Origin of the sequence: Pseudomonas yamanorum (assembly GCF_013386765.1) — a bacterium.
In the GTDB taxonomy this organism is placed as follows: Bacteria; Pseudomonadota; Gammaproteobacteria; order Pseudomonadales; family Pseudomonadaceae; genus Aquipseudomonas; species Aquipseudomonas yamanorum_A.
On record NZ_JACARE010000014.1, the window covers coordinates 234695 to 248932 of the forward strand.

Consider the following 14238-nt stretch of genomic DNA (forward strand, 5'->3'; position numbering starts at 1 on the left):
AAAAGCCCGACTCAAGGTCGGGCTTCGATTCAGCAGGCGCAGGTTTGATTAACCCAAGTGGCCCTGATCCTGAATGATCGCGTCATCCAGGGCTTCCAGCAGCGCCTTACGCACCTTCAGCTTGGTGTGCTTGTGGGCGTTCATATTGATCTTCTTCAGTTGGCGAGCCGCCTCCAGCGCTGCGGCCTGCAACTCTTCCGGTGCGACCACCTTGTCCAGGAACCCGGCGCCCAATGCGTCCTGCGGGTTAAACATCTCGGCATTGATCACCGAGCGGTGGAAGGCCGACTTGCGCAGACGATCCCGTGCCAGCTCGATCCCGGCGTGGTGCATGGTCATGCCGATCATCACTTCATTCAGGCCAATGCTGAACGGCCCGTCTACACCAATCCGGTAATCCGCCGACAACAAAAGGAACGCACCCTTGGCCACTGCGTGCCCGGGGCACGCCACGATCACCGGGAACGGGTGCGACAACAGGCGGCGGGCGAGGGTGGAACCCGACGTCACCAGGCTCACCGCTTCTTTAGGGCCGGCGGTCATCACCTTCAAATCATAGCCCCCGGACAAAATCCCCGGCGTGCCCGTGATGATCACCACCGCCCGATCCTTCTCGGCCTGATCCAGCGCTTGATTAAACGCACTGACCACGGCCGGCGAAATGGCATTCACCTTGCCGTTGCTCAGGGTCAGGGTCGCGATACCGTCTTCGAGGTGGTAGGCAATCAACTCACTCATGACGCGATTCCTTGTAATGCTTGTAATAGAAGGACAGACGGCAGACGTTACCCACCGCGCCCGTCCTGGTAAAGCGCCATGACTGACTACCCAGTCAGACTTTTCCCGCATGCCCGCCCGCAGGCGGCCTTCAGCAGGGCGCAGCAGCTACTATAGACAAGCGCCGCGAGTGCCCGAGAATGGCAGAATCGCCGTGGTGTGCATGGCGCCGCAGAGGGCTGGAACGGCATAACCGCCTAAGCGCATGAAAATTCTGAAAAAAACCTTTGCCATCGGAAAAGCTTTCGACTACATTAGCGCGCCTCGACAGACTGAATCAGTTTGACGAGATACGGTGAAGTGTCCGAGTGGCTTAAGGAGCACGCCTGGAAAGTGTGTATACAAGAAATTGTATCGAGAGTTCGAATCTCTCCTTCACCGCCAAATTCGATGTAAACAAAACCCCTGATTTCGAGAGAAATCAGGGGTTTTGTGGTTTCTGGGGTTTGAATAGGTGGTTGTGCCAGGGAAAATTAAGCCAATGGGTTTAGGAGCACTGCGTAGCCATACGTCGCCCTATAACATCCAGCAAATCGCAACCATCGCGCAAAGGAATCGAACACAGCAGCGAAAAATCGCTAAGCACAACCGTATCGCTGCTGATCTCCACGCGCAGTGCCAGATTTTCAAGAACTTGAGTAACAGCACGAATTCGATAACCAGCAGCGTCCAGCAAAATGTCCAGTGGCGCAGTGGTATCTACAAAAAGGGCAGGTGTTTCGCAATCGTTGCTGGTGAGAGCCATGTACTGGATCATGCGTGAATCTCCGTTTGCTTAAGGAGAGCTGCCACACATTTGTTACCAAACAAAAGGGTGGCAGCTGTACGCAGGTTGGCGAACCGGACAAACTGGAAAACCGGCAGACCCGAAGGTCTCCCACGCACAGCTACCATCGAGCAGCTTATTGCGCGTAGGGGCATCCCGCAAACTTGGCCGGGAGGCCTCTGCCAATTTGTAGTCGAGTCGCCAAACCCGAGTCGCTATGAGAGCGACCTGCGAACTATATGCCCCACCTCACAAGCCCGGCAGGGCGCGCCTTCCGATTGATCCGTAGGAAATCACTCCGGTTGACGAGCTGCACGCTTTCAAGCCTGCACATACACCCAAGCCGTCAACCCCGAAGCCAACCCCACCGAAACCCGCTTATAGTCCGACACCTCATACGCATCCGCCGCCGCCAGTTCCTGCTCGGTGATCTGAAACACCATCCCCTCAACACTGTCCTCATTGCGCCCGCTAGGAGCAACGATCGGATGATGGGTCTTGCCACTGGCCGCCAACACCTCAGGATCCGTAATCTCCACCCAGCTTTTCGAGTACCCCAGCATCGCATCCTGCTGACCCACCAGCTCCCGGCCAAAGTTGGACAGTTGCACAGCCTTGTCCTGCAACGTGCCGTAGGAAAACAACAGCACGGGAAATTCGGTCGAGCGTTCCATCTTTATTCCTTGAAAAAGTTAAGCCAGCAAATCTTCGTAAAACGCACCATAAGCTCCGCTCGGGTGCGCAATTTGTATCTCAAGAATCCACAGCCCTTCATTCGGATACTGGTCAAAATCCCCAAGATCACCGCCACGATAAATCGCATGGGGGAAATCGCTGACGCGGTGCCCTTTGATGTCCAGGTTCAACACCCAGCCCATTTCCTTCGCTTGCTCTTCGGCAAAACGATACAGCTCCAGGCCGACGACTTTGCCGTTCCTCCAGCGCTGTTCAACCCGGTCAAACAATTCTTTTGCTGCGCTCGCGCAAGCGGCTATCTCGGGATTGCTACCGGTGCTGAATGTCGCCCCGGCATCCCCTTCATGCCCTTGCCACACGGCGCCCATGTCGATGAAGTAGATGTCGTTTTCCCCCAGAACCGGGTCGCCGTCGGAGCGTTCCTTGAAAGTTTTGAGGGTGTTGGCACCAAAGCGCACCAGCAGCGGGTGCCAGATGCGTTGCATGTCGAGGTCGGCGAGGACTTTTTTGCCGAGTTCGCGCGCTTCGGATTCGAGCATGCCGGGGCGGATGAGTTTGGACAGTGCTTCGATGGCGCGCCAGGTCATGGCCTGGGCGTAGCGCATTGAGTCGATGCTGTAGGCGACGCCCACAGCTTCCTTGGATGATTGTGCGGTCACCGGCTTTTCCTCGGCTTTATAGTGTCAGGCGTTATGCGTTTTACTATATAGCGATGGGGAGATGGAACTTAAATATGCAACCACGCCATCCCACCCAGCACCACACTCACGCCCCCAGCGGTATACGCCATGCGCTTCAACCATTCCTTCCTTGTCAGCAACGTAATCGCCGCCAACGAAATCGCGATCTGAATCGCGGTCATCGCCTGCGCCCAACGGTGATGCTGATGCAGTGCCTGCTCTGACTTTTCATCCCATTCCTTCGACGTCGCTTCAAGCTTTTCCGCCTGTTTGCGCACCTCTTCCTTCTGGGTTTTATAACGCTCGATCTCGTCGGCGTAGTGCTTGGCATCAACGCCCGGAATATGCGTCGCCAGCTCCGCAAGGTTCTGCCGGCTGGATTTGGCCTGGTAGTAGTTCCACTGGTTGGCGGCTTCGGTCTTGAAGATGGCGGCGTTGTTTTTGTCCATCGCCGCTTCACTTTCGGTGGAGCCGGCCTGGTAGCTGAGCATGGCGCCCACGGTGGCCATGATGGCGGTCATCACGGCAATGCGGCTGGCGAAATTGTCGCCCTGCCTGTGGGCATGTTCGGTGGTGTGTTCGACGTGTTTTTCGTGGGGGCTGGGGACTTCGAAGGCTTCGGACATGGGGGCGTCTATGAAGGGTTTGAGGGACTCTGATTCTTCACCAGCGAAGCTGTCTCAATCCTGTACGTAATGCTGCAAACCGGCCACCAGGGCATCAAAGGTGACGCGGCAACGCGGGCTGTTGCGCAGGTCTTCGTGCATGGTGACCCAGGTGTCCAGTTGCAGCGCGAATGCGTCGGGCAGGACCCGGCTCAGGCGGGTGTCTTGCCGGGCCAGTTTGACCTGGCAGCCACCGATGCCGGCGCCGGCGCGGATCAGGGCCAGTTGCGCAAGGTCGCTGTCGCTGCTGAGGGAAAAGGCGTTGCGCTCGAACCCTTTGACGGCCAGGCTGCGGATGAAGGCGCTTTCCTGGTCGTAGCCGATGACTGAGTGGGCGGTGAGGTCGTTCAGGCTCTGGGGTGTGCCGTGTTGTTGCAGGTAGTCGTTGCGTGCGTGCAGGCCGACTTCGATCACGCCGATACGTTTCGCCAGCAGTTGTTCCTGGCTGGGTCGGACCATTCGCACGGCGATGTCGGCTTCCAGTTGCAGCAGGTCCAGCAGGCGGTTGCTCAGTACCAGTTCGACCTTGAGGTGCGGGTGCTGTTGGCGCAGGCGGGTGATGATCGGCGGCAGGACTTCCACGCCGATCACTTCGCTGGCAGACACCCGCACCACGCCTCGCACTTCCGGGCCTTGAGGTGAAGCGGCACGTTCGAGGGCGGCGGCGGTGGTTTCCATGGTCTCGGCGTGGGTGCGCAGGGTGAGGGCGACGGCCGTGGGCAGCAGGCCGCTGGGGGAGCGGGTGAACAGGACGACACCCAGGGCTTTCTCCAGCGCAGCGATGTGCCGGCCCACCGTGGGCTGCGTAATGCCGAGCAACCGTGCGGCCCCCGACAGTGATCCCTCCTTGAGTACGCCGAGGAATGACCGGTAAAGCTCCCAACCAATATTCGATACCATGCATAAATGTATAGCGTCTGGATGATCTTCGGCAATTCCTCTATAGCCCGGCGACGAACAGAATCGCCCCATCAAGTAACCCTCAGGGGAAAAAGCATGAACAAGGTTCTGGTGTTGGGCGCGACAGGCGGGATTGGTGGTGAGGTGGCGCGGCAGCTGTTTGCCGCCGGTTGGCAGGTATGCGCCCTGACGAGGGATGTGGATAAGGCCCACAAACAGAGCGCCGATTTCATATGGATAAAAGGCGATGCGCTGAATCGTGAGGAGGTTGTTGCGGCGGCGAAGGGCTGTTCGGTGATCGTGCATGCGGTGAACCCGCCCGGCTATCAGCGCTGGGCGGAGCTGGTGCTGCCGATGATCGACAACAGCATTGCGGCGGCTATCGCTGAAGGGGCGACGATTGTCTTGCCGGGCACGGTTTACAACTACGGTCCCGATGCATTTGCGCGGATAGAAGAGGACTCACCCCAGAACCCGCGTACCCGCAAGGGCGCGATCCGGGTGGAGATGGAGCAGCGTTTGCGCGAGGCCAGCCAGCATGGCGCGCGGGTATTGATCGTGCGGGCTGGCGACTTTTTCGGTGCCAAGGCCGGCAGCAGCTGGTTTTCCCAAGGCTTGGTCAAGCCCGCAAAGCCGGTGACCAGCGTGACTTATCCCGGCGCGCCAGGCGTGGGGCATCAGTGGGCTTATCTGCCTGACGTGGCAAGCACCATGGTGGCGTTGATTGCACGCCGAGACTCTCTGGATGCCTTTGCCCGTTTTCATATGGCGGGCCATATCGACGCCGATGGCCGGCAGATGAGCCTGGCGATTCAGCGGGTGGTGTCACGCAGGACCGGCCAGCAACCTGCTGTGCGTGCTTTCCCGTGGTGGCTGCTGAAACTGGCCGCACCCTTTGTCACCACCTTCCGTGAGATGCAGGAAATGCGCTACCTGTGGCAAACCGAGGTGCGCATGGATAACCGCCTCCTGGTACAGACATTGGGCAGCGAACCGCACACGCCTTTGGATGAGGCCGTCGAGGCGACGTTGGCGGGCATTGGCTGCCTGCCTAACGGCGCCTGATCAATCGCACATACACCGCGATATTGATTAACAGCACCAGCGCGCCCAGCCCCAGCTGGATCTGCGGCGTCAGCCCGGCCGGGTAGATTAGGGTCAGGATGTAATGCTCGATAAACCCGCCGCCATAACCGTCCTGCCCGGCCAAATGGCGAAACAGATTTTCCCAGCGGGTCAGCGGGCAGGGCAGGTGGAACACTTCCACCGCAACGCCCCACGCGGCAGCAGGCAAGTGCAGCCACATGACCGGCCGCCATTTAAGTGCGAGCAACCCGCCAAACAGCACAAACAAAATGAACGACAAATGAAACAGCACCAGGCCGTCGGCGGCAAAACGGTAGAGCATGATGGGGTTCGCTTTGTGAATGGATCAGGTCCCGAATTCTTCCTTCAGGAACTCGATAAACACCCGCAATTTCTTCGGTGTGTTCGTACGGTTGAAGTAATACAAATACAGCGCGCTGTGGGCAATCCAGTCGTCCAGCACCTCCACCAGCTCACCGCGTTGCAGATACTGCTCGACGCTGGAACGCGCCACGTAGGCAAAGCCGAACCCGTCCAGCGCGCCCCGCACCATCAACTCCACGTCATTGGTCGCCAGCCGGCCTTTTACCGTGACCCGCATTTGCTTGCCAGCTTTTTCAAAGTCCCAGCGGTGCAGCGAGCCGGTCTGCGCGCTGCGGTAGTTGACGCACTCATGCTCGAGCAAATCGTGGGGATGAGTAGGCAGCTTGCGCCCCTGCAAATACTCCGGCGTGGCCACGATGACGAATCGCAGCTGCGTCGCCACCGGCACCACCACCATGTCTTCGGCCAGCACGTGGTCGTAACGGATGCCCGCGTCAAAACCCTGGGCGACGATGTCCACCAGGCTGTTGTCCACCGCCACTTCCAGATTGATCCCCGGGTATTTGCGTAGGAAACGCTGGAGTAACGGTTGCAGGACCATTCTGCTGGCAGTGGAGGGAATGTTCAGGCGCAAGGTGCCGGCGGCGTCGACCGTGGCAGCGGCTACGCTGTGCAGGCTGGTTTGCAGTTCTTCCAGCAGCGGCGTGATCTTCTGGATCAACTGCTCGCCGGCTTCGGTCACGCTGACGCTGCGGGTGGTGCGGTTGAGCAATTGCACACCCAGCTGTTTCTCCAGGGCGCGCACGCGATGGCTGACGGTGGACACCGACAGGCTGTTGGCGTCGGCTGCCTGGGTGAAGCTTTTCGAGCGGGCAACCTGCAAAAACAGGCGCAGTTGCTGGAAATCGGGCGTATCCATTGTGTGGTATTTCCGAAAGGGCCTTGCGGATTATGCATCTTTTTAGCAAGAACTGCGGCGCGCATACTTTTCCTACACACACGAGGATTGGCCCTTTATGACGACTTCCACCGCAAAACCCGTCTGGTTCATCACGGGCTGCTCCACCGGTTTCGGCCGCCAACTGGCGTTGCACACCTTGAGCCTCGGCTACCCGACCGTGGTGACCGCGCGTAATCCGCAACAGGTGCAGGATATCGTCGCCGGCCACGAAGATAACGCCCTGGTCCTGAAGCTGGACGTGACCGACCAGGCCCAGGTCGAGGCGGCTGTCAAAGCGGCTGAAGCGCGCTTCGGCCATATCGACGTATTGGTCAACAACGCCGGTGTCGGCTACTTCGGCTCCTTCGAAGAAAGCGACCTGGATGATGTGCGCAACATGTTCGAAATCAACGTGTGGGGCTTGAGCGCCATGACCCGCGCGGCCTTGCCAGGCATGCGCGCCCGGCGTTCAGGCACCGTGGTGAACATTTCGTCGGTTGGCGGCATTGCGGCGTTCCCGTCGCTGAGTTTCTACAACGCGACCAAGTTTGCGGTCGAGGGCCTTTCCGAGGCGTTGGCCCAGGAGGTCGCGCCGTTGGGGATCAAAGTGTTGCTGGTCGAGCCAGGTCCGTTCCGCACCGACTGGGCCGGGCGTTCGGCCAACGAGGCGGCTCACGGGATTGCCGACTATAAGGAGACGGCAGTGGCTCGGGCCAACATGGTCCGCAACTACAGCGGCAAGCAGCCGGGGGACCCGGTGCGCGCGGCGATTGCCATCGTCAAGGCGGTGGAGGCTGAACAGCCGCCATTGCGCTTGCTGCTGGGCAAGGCTGCGCTGAACTTTGCGCGGGTCAAGGTGAAGGCGCTGAGTACGGATTTTGATGCGTGGGCTGACGTGACCGAGGGCGCTGATTTTCCTGAGTAAGTCTTATAGTTCCAACTGATCTGCGTTGATGCCGAATGCCTTTGCAATCTTTTCCCGTGTCGCCCTACGCGGTTTGTTGACCGCCTCCTGTTGGGCATACGCCGGTTGGGAAATGCCAAGGCGTTTGGCTACTTCCTCTTGTGTCAGGTTGAGGTGTTCGCGCCAGGCCCGGATGGGCGTGGCACCCTCTACGATACGGCTGACGACCGCATGTGGAATGAGATCCTGGTGGTTCTGCTGAGCCAAGTATTGCTCATAAGGGATCACCACAAAGGCAGGGTTCCCCTCGAGGTCGTTAATGATTTGTATGTCAGTAGGTACGTTCGTCACGTTTCTTTACCTCTTGAATGCTGATCACATGGATTTCCCCGTCCCAGTCGAAAAGTACTCGATAGTTGCCTGCACGCAATCGATAACCCTTGCTGTGGTTCACCAGCGTTTTGACGTTGGCGACATCAGGCATGTATTCGAGAGCAGACACTGCATCGCGAACTTGCCTTTGATGTTGTGAATGCAAGCGCAATAACTGCTTCACTGCTTTACGGGTCCAAAGGATTGAGTTCATCAGAGATTAATAAGTCTTTTATAAGTCTTGCAAGAGGTATTTTAACCAGCAGATGAGCTGCAGGTTACGTGTCTCTACAAACCCTAGACCGCTGCTGCAAAACGCAGCTTTTAAAACTGTTGCGTTGCATGACGACTTATTTTGCAAACACCACCGGTACCGTAAACCGCAGTTTGCTGCCCTCCGGCGGGCGCGGTACGGGGGAGGCGCGGCTGATCATGTCCAGCGTCGCCGCGTCCAACTCCGCGAAACCCGCCGAGCGAACAATGCTCGCACTCAGCACCTTCCCGTTGCTGTCGATTTCAAACCGCAAGTACGCCACGCCGCGGTCACCACGATCCCGGGCGTTTTGCGGGTAACGTTTGAATCGCTCCAGATGCGCCAGCAGTCGAAGCGCGAGGTGTTGTTCAGGTCCATGCCCCAACGCTTGTCCTTGGTGCGGTTGCGCAACGCGTCCTGGTAGGTTTCACCGAGCGGGTCGGCGTCGTCGTCATGGCCGTACAAAGGCGTCACCGTCACCAGGCCGTTGAACGCTTAGCTCTGGACCTTGGTGGTCCAGGCGTTGGCGCTGAAATGAATCAACAGGTTGTCTTCGGGCTTGAAGGTGTAGCGCACGGTGTAGGCGTTGATGCGCATGGTGCCGGGCTGCCATTGCGGCACGCTGCCGGAGGTATTGCGGATTACCTGGGACGGCATCACTTCGCCATATTCACCGTCGGTGTAGCGGTAGGTCAGCTCCAGCGCCTGGTCGGGCGAGGGCAGCACGGATTCGGTGTCGCTGGAGGTGTTGAACACTTCGCTGTCGGGCTTGAAGAACTTGGCTGCGCTGTTGGCTTCCTGGGTGACGTAGGATCAGAGCCGAAACCGCCGCGACGGCAAGTTAGTTGAGATTAATTATCAATACCGACCTTTAACGGTTGCTTGCAGCGCAGGCAGGCCGTTATTGTGCTGAATCCTTTTAGTTCTTTGCCCACGGATCTGTAGTGATGAATGCACCGCGTACCGCTGTCCCGATCAAGGCTGTGATTTTCGATATGGACGGGTTGTTGCTGGACACAGAAGGCATCTACACCGAAGTCACACAGATCATCGCCGAACGCTACGGCCGCACGTATGACTGGGGGATCAAGCAGCACATCATTGGTCGCGGTGCCCAGGACCTGGCCGACTACGTGGTCAAGGCGCTGGACCTGCCGATCACGCCTGCAGAATTCCTGGTGATCCGCGAGCCGCTGATGAGCGAGCGTTTCCCCAAGGCCTTGGGCATGCCGGGCGCTGAAGCGCTGGTGCGGCACTTGAAGGCGCATAACATTCCGATTGCGGTGGGCACCAGCTCGTCGCGCAACTCGTTTGGCCACAAGACCACGTTGCACCGTGAGTGGTTTGGGCTGTTCGACACCATCGTGACAGCGGATGATCCGGAAGTGGGGGCGGCCAAGCCGGCGCCGGATATCTTCCTCACGGCTGCACGCCGGTTGGGTGTAGCGCCGGAAGATTGCCTGGTGTTTGAGGATTCGCCGTTTGGCGTGACGGCGGCCAAGGCTGCGCACATGACCGCGATTGCGGTGCCGGATGAGGCGATGGCGGACAGCAAGTATCACCACGCCGACCAGATTATTCGCAAGCTGGCGGAGTTTGACCTGGCGGCGTATGGCTTGCCGCCGATGCGCTAATCCCTCTGAATAAACAGCGATCAAACTGTAGGAGCTGGTTTGCCTGTGATAGCGGTGTATCAGGCATGGATGTGCTGGCTGACACACCGCTATCGCAGGCAAGCCAGCTCCCACACAAACAGGTTTCACATCAGTCCTGCGGTGCCTTGGGCAGCGTCTTCTGCCGCAAAATATACACCGTCACCAACACCGCACTGGTCAGCATGAACCCCCGCGCCCAGATCAGCGGCACCAGGTAGCAGGAAAACCCGATACTCACCCACATCAACCCAATGGCATACACCTTGCCCTTGAGCGGAATCCCGTTGCCATCCAGATAGTCACGAATCCACGGCCCCAGGCGCGGGTGTTCCACCAGCCATTGGTAGAAGCGCGGGGAGCTACGGGCAAAGCAGGCGGCAGCCAGCAGAAGGAAGGGCGTCGTGGGCAGTACCGGCAGGAAGATGCCGATCACCCCGAGCGCCACGCTCAACCAGCCGATAGCCAGCAGAACGTAGCGCGTAATCACAGAGCGGTTGCCCATGGGCGCCACGGGCAACGGTCTTAGTGGTGGCGAGGCTTGAGGATCGCCGGCTTTTCGTCAGGTGCGTTGCACAGCAGGTACAGGGCGGTCAGCGCTTCCGGGATCTGAACGATCATGTCGTCCATCAGGTTGGCGTCCGAGGCAATGTCGGAGAATTCAGGTTGCTCGTCAAACAGGCCGGAACCGACCATGATCGGCAGCAGCATTTCGCTGACTTCTTCTTCAGCCGTCTCGAACCAGGCCTCTTCCCGCAGGAACACGCCTTCCATGAAGCCGATGCACCAGCCGCGCAGTTCGGAGTCGTCCGGGTCTTCACCCAGGTCCAGGTCGCAAGGCAGTTCGAACTCTTCATCGGAAGCCAGTTGACGGCCGATGTGAGCCTTGAGAGCCAGCAAGGTGGATTCGATTTCTTCGCGCTGGGCGGCGTCACTGTAGTGAGGCTCTTCGGAGAACAGGGCGTCGATCCATTCACGGTCGGGCACGACGTCGGAGCAGATCGACAGCGCGGTCAGATAGCCGTGGGCGGCCACGTAGTCCAGCGCCTCGTCGTGCAGCTCATCGGCATCGAGGAAGGCTTGCAGGCGGGTTAGTTGCTCAGCGAAGGACATTGACGGACTACCTTGGGAATAAACGATGGGCAATTCTAGGCTTTCTTGAGCGCCCAGGCCAGCCGCAGCACAGATTCTGTGGGAGCGGGCTTGCCCGCGAAGGGATCAAATGGGTCTATCTGACGGAATGCAACGTCAGCATCTCCCGTCCTGGCTATATCCTCAACGGCACCCTTTGCCGGGTGACCCTCGGGTATACTGCCGCGTTTTGTGATGCCCCTACAGGCCAAGCGCCAGTCGCGGGAAAAGTTCGCTTACGGATTATTTCCTGCTCAAGCGCGCTTTTTCGACCAGCCTGTACAGAGGGATTTCGGCGATATTTGGAGTTTTTCATGCTCGAGCAGGCTCAACGCGTCCTCAAGGACATCTTCGGCTACGACAGTTTTCGTGGCCGCCAGGGTGCGATCATTGAGCGCGTGGCCAACGGCGGCGACGCCCTGGTATTGATGCCTACCGGTGGCGGCAAGTCGCTGTGCTTCCAGGTGCCGGCCTTGCTGCGCGACGGCCTCGCGGTGGTGGTATCGCCGTTGATCGCCTTGATGGACGACCAGGTGGCCACCCTTGAAGAACTCGGCGTGGCTGCCGCTTCGCTGAACTCCACTCTCAGCGCCGAACAGCAGCGCGACCTCGCCGCACGGATCAAGCGTGGCGAAGTGAAGATGCTTTACCTGGCGCCCGAGCGCCTGGTGCAGCCGCGGATGCTGGCGTTCCTGCAGAGCCTGGAAATCGCCCTGTTCGCCATCGACGAAGCCCACTGCGTGTCCCAATGGGGCCACGACTTCCGGCGTGAATACTTGCAACTGGGCCAACTGGCGGAGCTGTTCCCCAACGTCCCGCGCATCGCCCTGACCGCCACCGCCGACAAACGCACCCGCGAAGAAATCGTCGACCGCCTGCACCTGCAGGACGCCGAGCGTTTCCTCTCAAGTTTCGACCGGCCGAATATTTTTTACCGCATTGTGCCCAAGGAACAGCCGCGCAAGCAGTTGCTGGCGTTTCTCTCCGATCGGCGCAGCGACGCCGGCATTGTCTACTGCCTGTCGCGCAAGAAGGTGGATGAGGTCGCCGCGTTCCTCAGTGAACAAGGCTACCCGGCGCTGCCGTATCACGCCGGCCTGCCCAATGACCTGCGGGCTTACCACCAGAAGCGCTTCCTCAACGAGGAAGGCCTGATCATGGTCGCCACCATCGCGTTCGGCATGGGCATCGACAAATCCAACGTGCGCTTCGTGGCCCACATGGACCTGCCCAAGTCCCTCGAGGCGTACTACCAGGAAACCGGGCGTGCCGGCCGTGACGGCCTGCCGGCGGATGCCTGGATGGTCTACGGCCTGCAAGACGTGGTGATGCTCAAGCAGATGCTGCAGAACTCCGAAGGCGACGAGCGCCACAAGCGCCTGGAACAGCACAAGCTCGACGCCATGCTGTCGCTGTGCGAAGAAACCCGCTGCCGCCGCCAGACCTTGCTCGCTTACTTCGACGAAGACATGCCCGAGCCCTGCGGCCACTGCGACAACTGCGTGGACGGCGTGCAGACCTGGGACGCCACCGAACCGGCGCGCCAGGCGCTGTCGGCTATTTACCGTACGGGCCAGCGTTATGGCGTCGGCCATCTGGTGGACGTGTTGCTGGGCAAGGACAACGAAAAGATCCGCAGCTTCGGCCACGAAAAGCTCTCGGTCTACGGCGTCGGCAAGGCCCGCGCTGAAGGCGAGTGGCGCTCGCTGTTCCGGCAGATGGTTGCCCGCGGCCTGGTGGACATCGACCTGGAAGGCTACGGCGGCCTGCGCCTGAACGACAGTTGCCGGCCGCTGCTCAAGGGCGAAGTCAGCCTGGAGCTGCGCCGCGACCTCAAGCCGCAGACCACCGCCAAATCCAGCACCAGCCAGGCCAGCCAACTGGTGCGCTTCGAAGAGCGCGAACAGTGGGAAGCCTTGCGCGCGCTGCGTAAAAAGCTCGCCCAGGAACACAGCGTGCCGCCTTACGTCATCTTCCCCGACTCCACCTTGCTGGAGATGCTCCGCGACCATCCCACTACCCTGGGCGAAATGGCCAGGGTCAGCGGCGTCGGCGCACGCAAGCTGGAGCGTTATGGCCAGGCCTTCCTCGAAGTGCTCGGCGGCCAGGTCGAGGCGCCGAAAGAAGTCGCCGATATTCGCCACGAGCTGATCAGCCTCGCTCGTGCCGGCATGACCCCGATCCAGATCGCCGGGCAGTTGCAGTGCTCGGAAAAGAACGTCTACACCTTGCTCGCCGAGTCCATCGGCAAGCAGCAGTTGTCGTTGGAACAGGCCCTTGATTTACCGGAAGATTTGCTCGGCGAAATCCAGGATGCGTTCCTGGATGGGGAAGGCGAATTGCCACCCGTTTCCGAGATTGCGCCGCTGTTTACCGGCCGTGTTCCCGAGGGTGTCTTGTACTGCGTCAGGGCTGCTTTGCAGTCTGAATTCGAGATTTGATGCCGTAGTTAGGACAATGTAACGAAACAGTACATACCAGGTCTTGCCTACTGGCATGGGTCATGCTTAGCTGACTAATAATTAGCCACACTTTATTTTCAGTCTAACCCATGAGTTTTTTATGCCGTTAACCGATCAACACCGTTTTGGCATGCAGTTGGCACAGATGTCCCGAGGTTGGCGTGCCGAGCTGGATCGTCGCCTGGCAGGTTTGGGCCTGTCCCAGGCACGCTGGCTGGTGCTGCTGCATCTGGCCCGTTTTACCGAGCCGCCTACCCAGCGTGAGCTGGCGCAAAGCGTCGGGGTAGAAGGGCCCACCCTGGCTCGTTTGCTCGACAGCCTGGAAGGCCAGGGCCTGGTGGAACGCCAGGCCGTGGTGGAAGACCGCCGCGCCAAGCGTATCGTGCTGTGTGACACCGCGAAGCCATTGATCGAACAGATCGAAACCATCGCCACGGCCTTGCGCCATGAGCTGTTTGTGGGCGTCGATGAAGAGGATTTGCGGGTGTGCATGCGGGTTCATGAGCACATCCTCGGGAACCTCGAGAAGTCCTGATCTCCGATACGCCGAAGATCAAAAAATGTGGGAGCTGGCTTGCCTGCGATAGCGGTGGGTCAGCCAGCACATCTGTGTCTGATACACCGCTATCG

At 59.4% G+C, this 14238-nt stretch carries 19 protein-coding genes and 1 tRNA gene; 6 read left to right on the forward strand and 14 right to left on the reverse strand.

The genetic code is table 11. The features are described 5' to 3' along the window. Nucleotides 1–48: 48 nt before the first annotated feature. Nucleotides 49–738: a crotonase/enoyl-CoA hydratase family protein gene (locus HX875_RS09540; RefSeq protein ID WP_102369687.1), complete on the reverse strand. Its 690-nt coding sequence runs from the start codon at nucleotides 736–738 to the stop codon at nucleotides 49–51. Between the two features lie 333 nt (nucleotides 739–1071). Between HX875_RS09540 and HX875_RS09545 the strand changes: the two genes are divergently transcribed. Further along, a tRNA-Ser gene (locus HX875_RS09545) sits at nucleotides 1072–1161 on the forward strand. 103 nt (nucleotides 1162–1264) lie between these two features. On the opposite strand, the gene HX875_RS09550 is transcribed toward HX875_RS09545, so the two are convergent. From HX875_RS09550 to HX875_RS09570, 5 genes are all read right to left on the reverse strand, one after another. Beyond that, nucleotides 1265–1534: a short-chain dehydrogenase gene (locus tag HX875_RS09550; RefSeq protein WP_177042998.1), complete on the reverse strand. Its 270-nt coding sequence runs from the start codon at nucleotides 1532–1534 to the stop codon at nucleotides 1265–1267. A gap of 329 nt (nucleotides 1535–1863) precedes the next feature. Continuing rightward, the gene (locus tag HX875_RS09555) at nucleotides 1864–2217 is read right to left on the reverse strand and encodes a gamma-glutamylcyclotransferase family protein (RefSeq protein ID WP_177042999.1); all 354 of its coding nucleotides are present in this window, start codon (nucleotides 2215–2217) and stop codon (nucleotides 1864–1866) included. Between the two features lie 18 nt (nucleotides 2218–2235). Beyond that, nucleotides 2236–2898 (reverse strand): M24 family metallopeptidase, encoded by a 663-nt coding sequence (locus tag HX875_RS09560; protein ID WP_177043000.1) that lies wholly within the window; start codon nucleotides 2896–2898, stop codon nucleotides 2236–2238. Nucleotides 2899–2966: 68 nt separating this feature from the next. Beyond that, on the reverse strand, nucleotides 2967–3545 hold the full coding sequence (locus tag HX875_RS09565; RefSeq protein WP_177043001.1) for a DUF4337 domain-containing protein: 579 nt from the start codon (nucleotides 3543–3545) through the stop codon (nucleotides 2967–2969). 54 nt (nucleotides 3546–3599) lie between these two features. Further along, the gene (locus HX875_RS09570) at nucleotides 3600–4484 is read right to left on the reverse strand and encodes a LysR family transcriptional regulator (protein ID WP_177043002.1); all 885 of its coding nucleotides are present in this window, start codon (nucleotides 4482–4484) and stop codon (nucleotides 3600–3602) included. Between the two features lie 96 nt (nucleotides 4485–4580). Here HX875_RS09570 and HX875_RS09575 point away from each other — a divergent pair, with 96 nt between their 5' ends. Beyond that, nucleotides 4581–5549, forward strand: coding sequence for an SDR family oxidoreductase (locus HX875_RS09575; protein WP_177043003.1), 969 nt, complete (start codon nucleotides 4581–4583; stop codon nucleotides 5547–5549). On the opposite strand, the gene HX875_RS09580 is transcribed toward HX875_RS09575, so the two are convergent. Together HX875_RS09580 and HX875_RS09585 are read right to left on the reverse strand one after the other, a co-directional pair. Beyond that, nucleotides 5536–5892 (reverse strand): DUF2784 domain-containing protein, encoded by a 357-nt coding sequence (locus HX875_RS09580; protein ID WP_177043004.1) that lies wholly within the window; start codon nucleotides 5890–5892, stop codon nucleotides 5536–5538. The two genes, HX875_RS09575 and HX875_RS09580, sit on opposite strands and share 14 nt — an antisense overlap. A gap of 24 nt (nucleotides 5893–5916) precedes the next feature. Beyond that, on the reverse strand, nucleotides 5917–6813 hold the full coding sequence (locus HX875_RS09585; protein WP_010165995.1) for a LysR family transcriptional regulator: 897 nt from the start codon (nucleotides 6811–6813) through the stop codon (nucleotides 5917–5919). A gap of 97 nt (nucleotides 6814–6910) precedes the next feature. Between HX875_RS09585 and HX875_RS09590 the strand changes: the two genes are divergently transcribed. Then, nucleotides 6911–7759 carry an oxidoreductase gene (locus HX875_RS09590; protein ID WP_177043005.1) on the forward strand — a complete coding sequence of 283 codons (849 nt, stop codon included), beginning with the start codon at nucleotides 6911–6913 and terminating at the stop codon, nucleotides 7757–7759. Nucleotides 7760–7762: 3 nt separating this feature from the next. Here HX875_RS09590 and HX875_RS09595 read toward each other — a convergent pair whose 3' ends face one another. The 4 genes from HX875_RS09595 to HX875_RS09610 form a co-directional block, all read right to left on the reverse strand. Beyond that, on the reverse strand, nucleotides 7763–8089 hold the full coding sequence (locus HX875_RS09595) for a helix-turn-helix domain-containing protein (protein WP_177043006.1): 327 nt from the start codon (nucleotides 8087–8089) through the stop codon (nucleotides 7763–7765). Next, nucleotides 8070–8324, reverse strand: a complete 255-nt coding sequence (locus HX875_RS09600; protein WP_177043007.1) for a type II toxin-antitoxin system RelE family toxin — start codon at nucleotides 8322–8324, stop codon at nucleotides 8070–8072. The genes HX875_RS09595 and HX875_RS09600 overlap by 20 nt, the downstream gene beginning before the upstream one ends. A 136-nt stretch (nucleotides 8325–8460) precedes the next feature. After that, nucleotides 8461–8748, reverse strand: a complete 288-nt coding sequence (locus HX875_RS09605) for an energy transducer TonB (protein ID WP_177043008.1) — start codon at nucleotides 8746–8748, stop codon at nucleotides 8461–8463. 110 nt (nucleotides 8749–8858) lie between these two features. Beyond that, a complete protein-coding gene (locus HX875_RS09610) occupies nucleotides 8859–9119 on the reverse strand; it encodes a hypothetical protein (protein WP_177043009.1) in 261 nt (86 codons plus the stop codon). A gap of 191 nt (nucleotides 9120–9310) precedes the next feature. On the opposite strand from HX875_RS09610, the gene HX875_RS09615 reads away from it, so the two are divergent. After that, nucleotides 9311–9997 carry an HAD-IA family hydrolase gene (locus HX875_RS09615; RefSeq protein ID WP_177043010.1) on the forward strand — a complete coding sequence of 229 codons (687 nt, stop codon included), beginning with the start codon at nucleotides 9311–9313 and terminating at the stop codon, nucleotides 9995–9997. A 130-nt stretch (nucleotides 9998–10127) separates the two neighbouring features. On the opposite strand, the gene HX875_RS09620 is transcribed toward HX875_RS09615, so the two are convergent. After that, nucleotides 10128–10520, reverse strand: coding sequence for a YbaN family protein (locus tag HX875_RS09620; RefSeq protein WP_177043011.1), 393 nt, complete (start codon nucleotides 10518–10520; stop codon nucleotides 10128–10130). Nucleotides 10521–10540: 20 nt separating this feature from the next. After that, nucleotides 10541–11128, reverse strand: a complete 588-nt coding sequence (locus HX875_RS09625) for a UPF0149 family protein (protein ID WP_017477430.1) — start codon at nucleotides 11126–11128, stop codon at nucleotides 10541–10543. A gap of 332 nt (nucleotides 11129–11460) precedes the next feature. On the opposite strand from HX875_RS09625, the gene recQ reads away from it, so the two are divergent. Together recQ and HX875_RS09635 are read left to right on the forward strand one after the other, a co-directional pair. Next, a complete protein-coding gene (gene recQ, locus HX875_RS09630; protein ID WP_177043012.1) occupies nucleotides 11461–13587 on the forward strand; it encodes a DNA helicase RecQ in 2127 nt (708 codons plus the stop codon). Between the two features lie 121 nt (nucleotides 13588–13708). Further along, the gene (locus tag HX875_RS09635; protein ID WP_010166006.1) at nucleotides 13709–14143 is read left to right on the forward strand and encodes a MarR family transcriptional regulator; all 435 of its coding nucleotides are present in this window, start codon (nucleotides 13709–13711) and stop codon (nucleotides 14141–14143) included. Nucleotides 14144–14238: the final 95 nt, after the last annotated feature.

Bases quoted from the DNA above. Each gene is read 5' to 3' on its own strand.
- HX875_RS09615 (WP_177043010.1), top strand. From the start codon at position 9,311: ATGAATGCACCGCGTACCGCTGTCCCGATCAAGGCTGTGATTTTCGAT.
- HX875_RS09590 (WP_177043005.1), top strand. From the start codon at position 6,911: ATGACGACTTCCACCGCAAAACCCGTCTGGTTCATCACGGGCTGCTCC.
- HX875_RS09635 (WP_010166006.1), top strand. From the start codon at position 13,709: ATGCCGTTAACCGATCAACACCGTTTTGGCATGCAGTTGGCACAGATG.
- HX875_RS09575 (WP_177043003.1), top strand. From the start codon at position 4,581: ATGAACAAGGTTCTGGTGTTGGGCGCGACAGGCGGGATTGGTGGTGAG.
- HX875_RS09625 (WP_017477430.1), bottom strand. From the start codon at position 11,128: ATGTCCTTCGCTGAGCAACTAACCCGCCTGCAAGCCTTCCTCGATGCC.
- HX875_RS09580 (WP_177043004.1), bottom strand. From the start codon at position 5,892: ATGCTCTACCGTTTTGCCGCCGACGGCCTGGTGCTGTTTCATTTGTCG.
- HX875_RS09555 (WP_177042999.1), bottom strand. From the start codon at position 2,217: ATGGAACGCTCGACCGAATTTCCCGTGCTGTTGTTTTCCTACGGCACG.
- HX875_RS09550 (WP_177042998.1), bottom strand. From the start codon at position 1,534: ATGATCCAGTACATGGCTCTCACCAGCAACGATTGCGAAACACCTGCC.
- HX875_RS09540 (WP_102369687.1), bottom strand. From the start codon at position 738: ATGAGTGAGTTGATTGCCTACCACCTCGAAGACGGTATCGCGACCCTG.
- HX875_RS09570 (WP_177043002.1), bottom strand. From the start codon at position 4,484: ATGGTATCGAATATTGGTTGGGAGCTTTACCGGTCATTCCTCGGCGTA.
- HX875_RS09565 (WP_177043001.1), bottom strand. From the start codon at position 3,545: ATGTCCGAAGCCTTCGAAGTCCCCAGCCCCCACGAAAAACACGTCGAA.
- HX875_RS09620 (WP_177043011.1), bottom strand. From the start codon at position 10,520: ATGGGCAACCGCTCTGTGATTACGCGCTACGTTCTGCTGGCTATCGGC.
- HX875_RS09585 (WP_010165995.1), bottom strand. From the start codon at position 6,813: ATGGATACGCCCGATTTCCAGCAACTGCGCCTGTTTTTGCAGGTTGCC.
- recQ (WP_177043012.1), top strand. From the start codon at position 11,461: ATGCTCGAGCAGGCTCAACGCGTCCTCAAGGACATCTTCGGCTACGAC.
- HX875_RS09600 (WP_177043007.1), bottom strand. From the start codon at position 8,324: ATGAACTCAATCCTTTGGACCCGTAAAGCAGTGAAGCAGTTATTGCGC.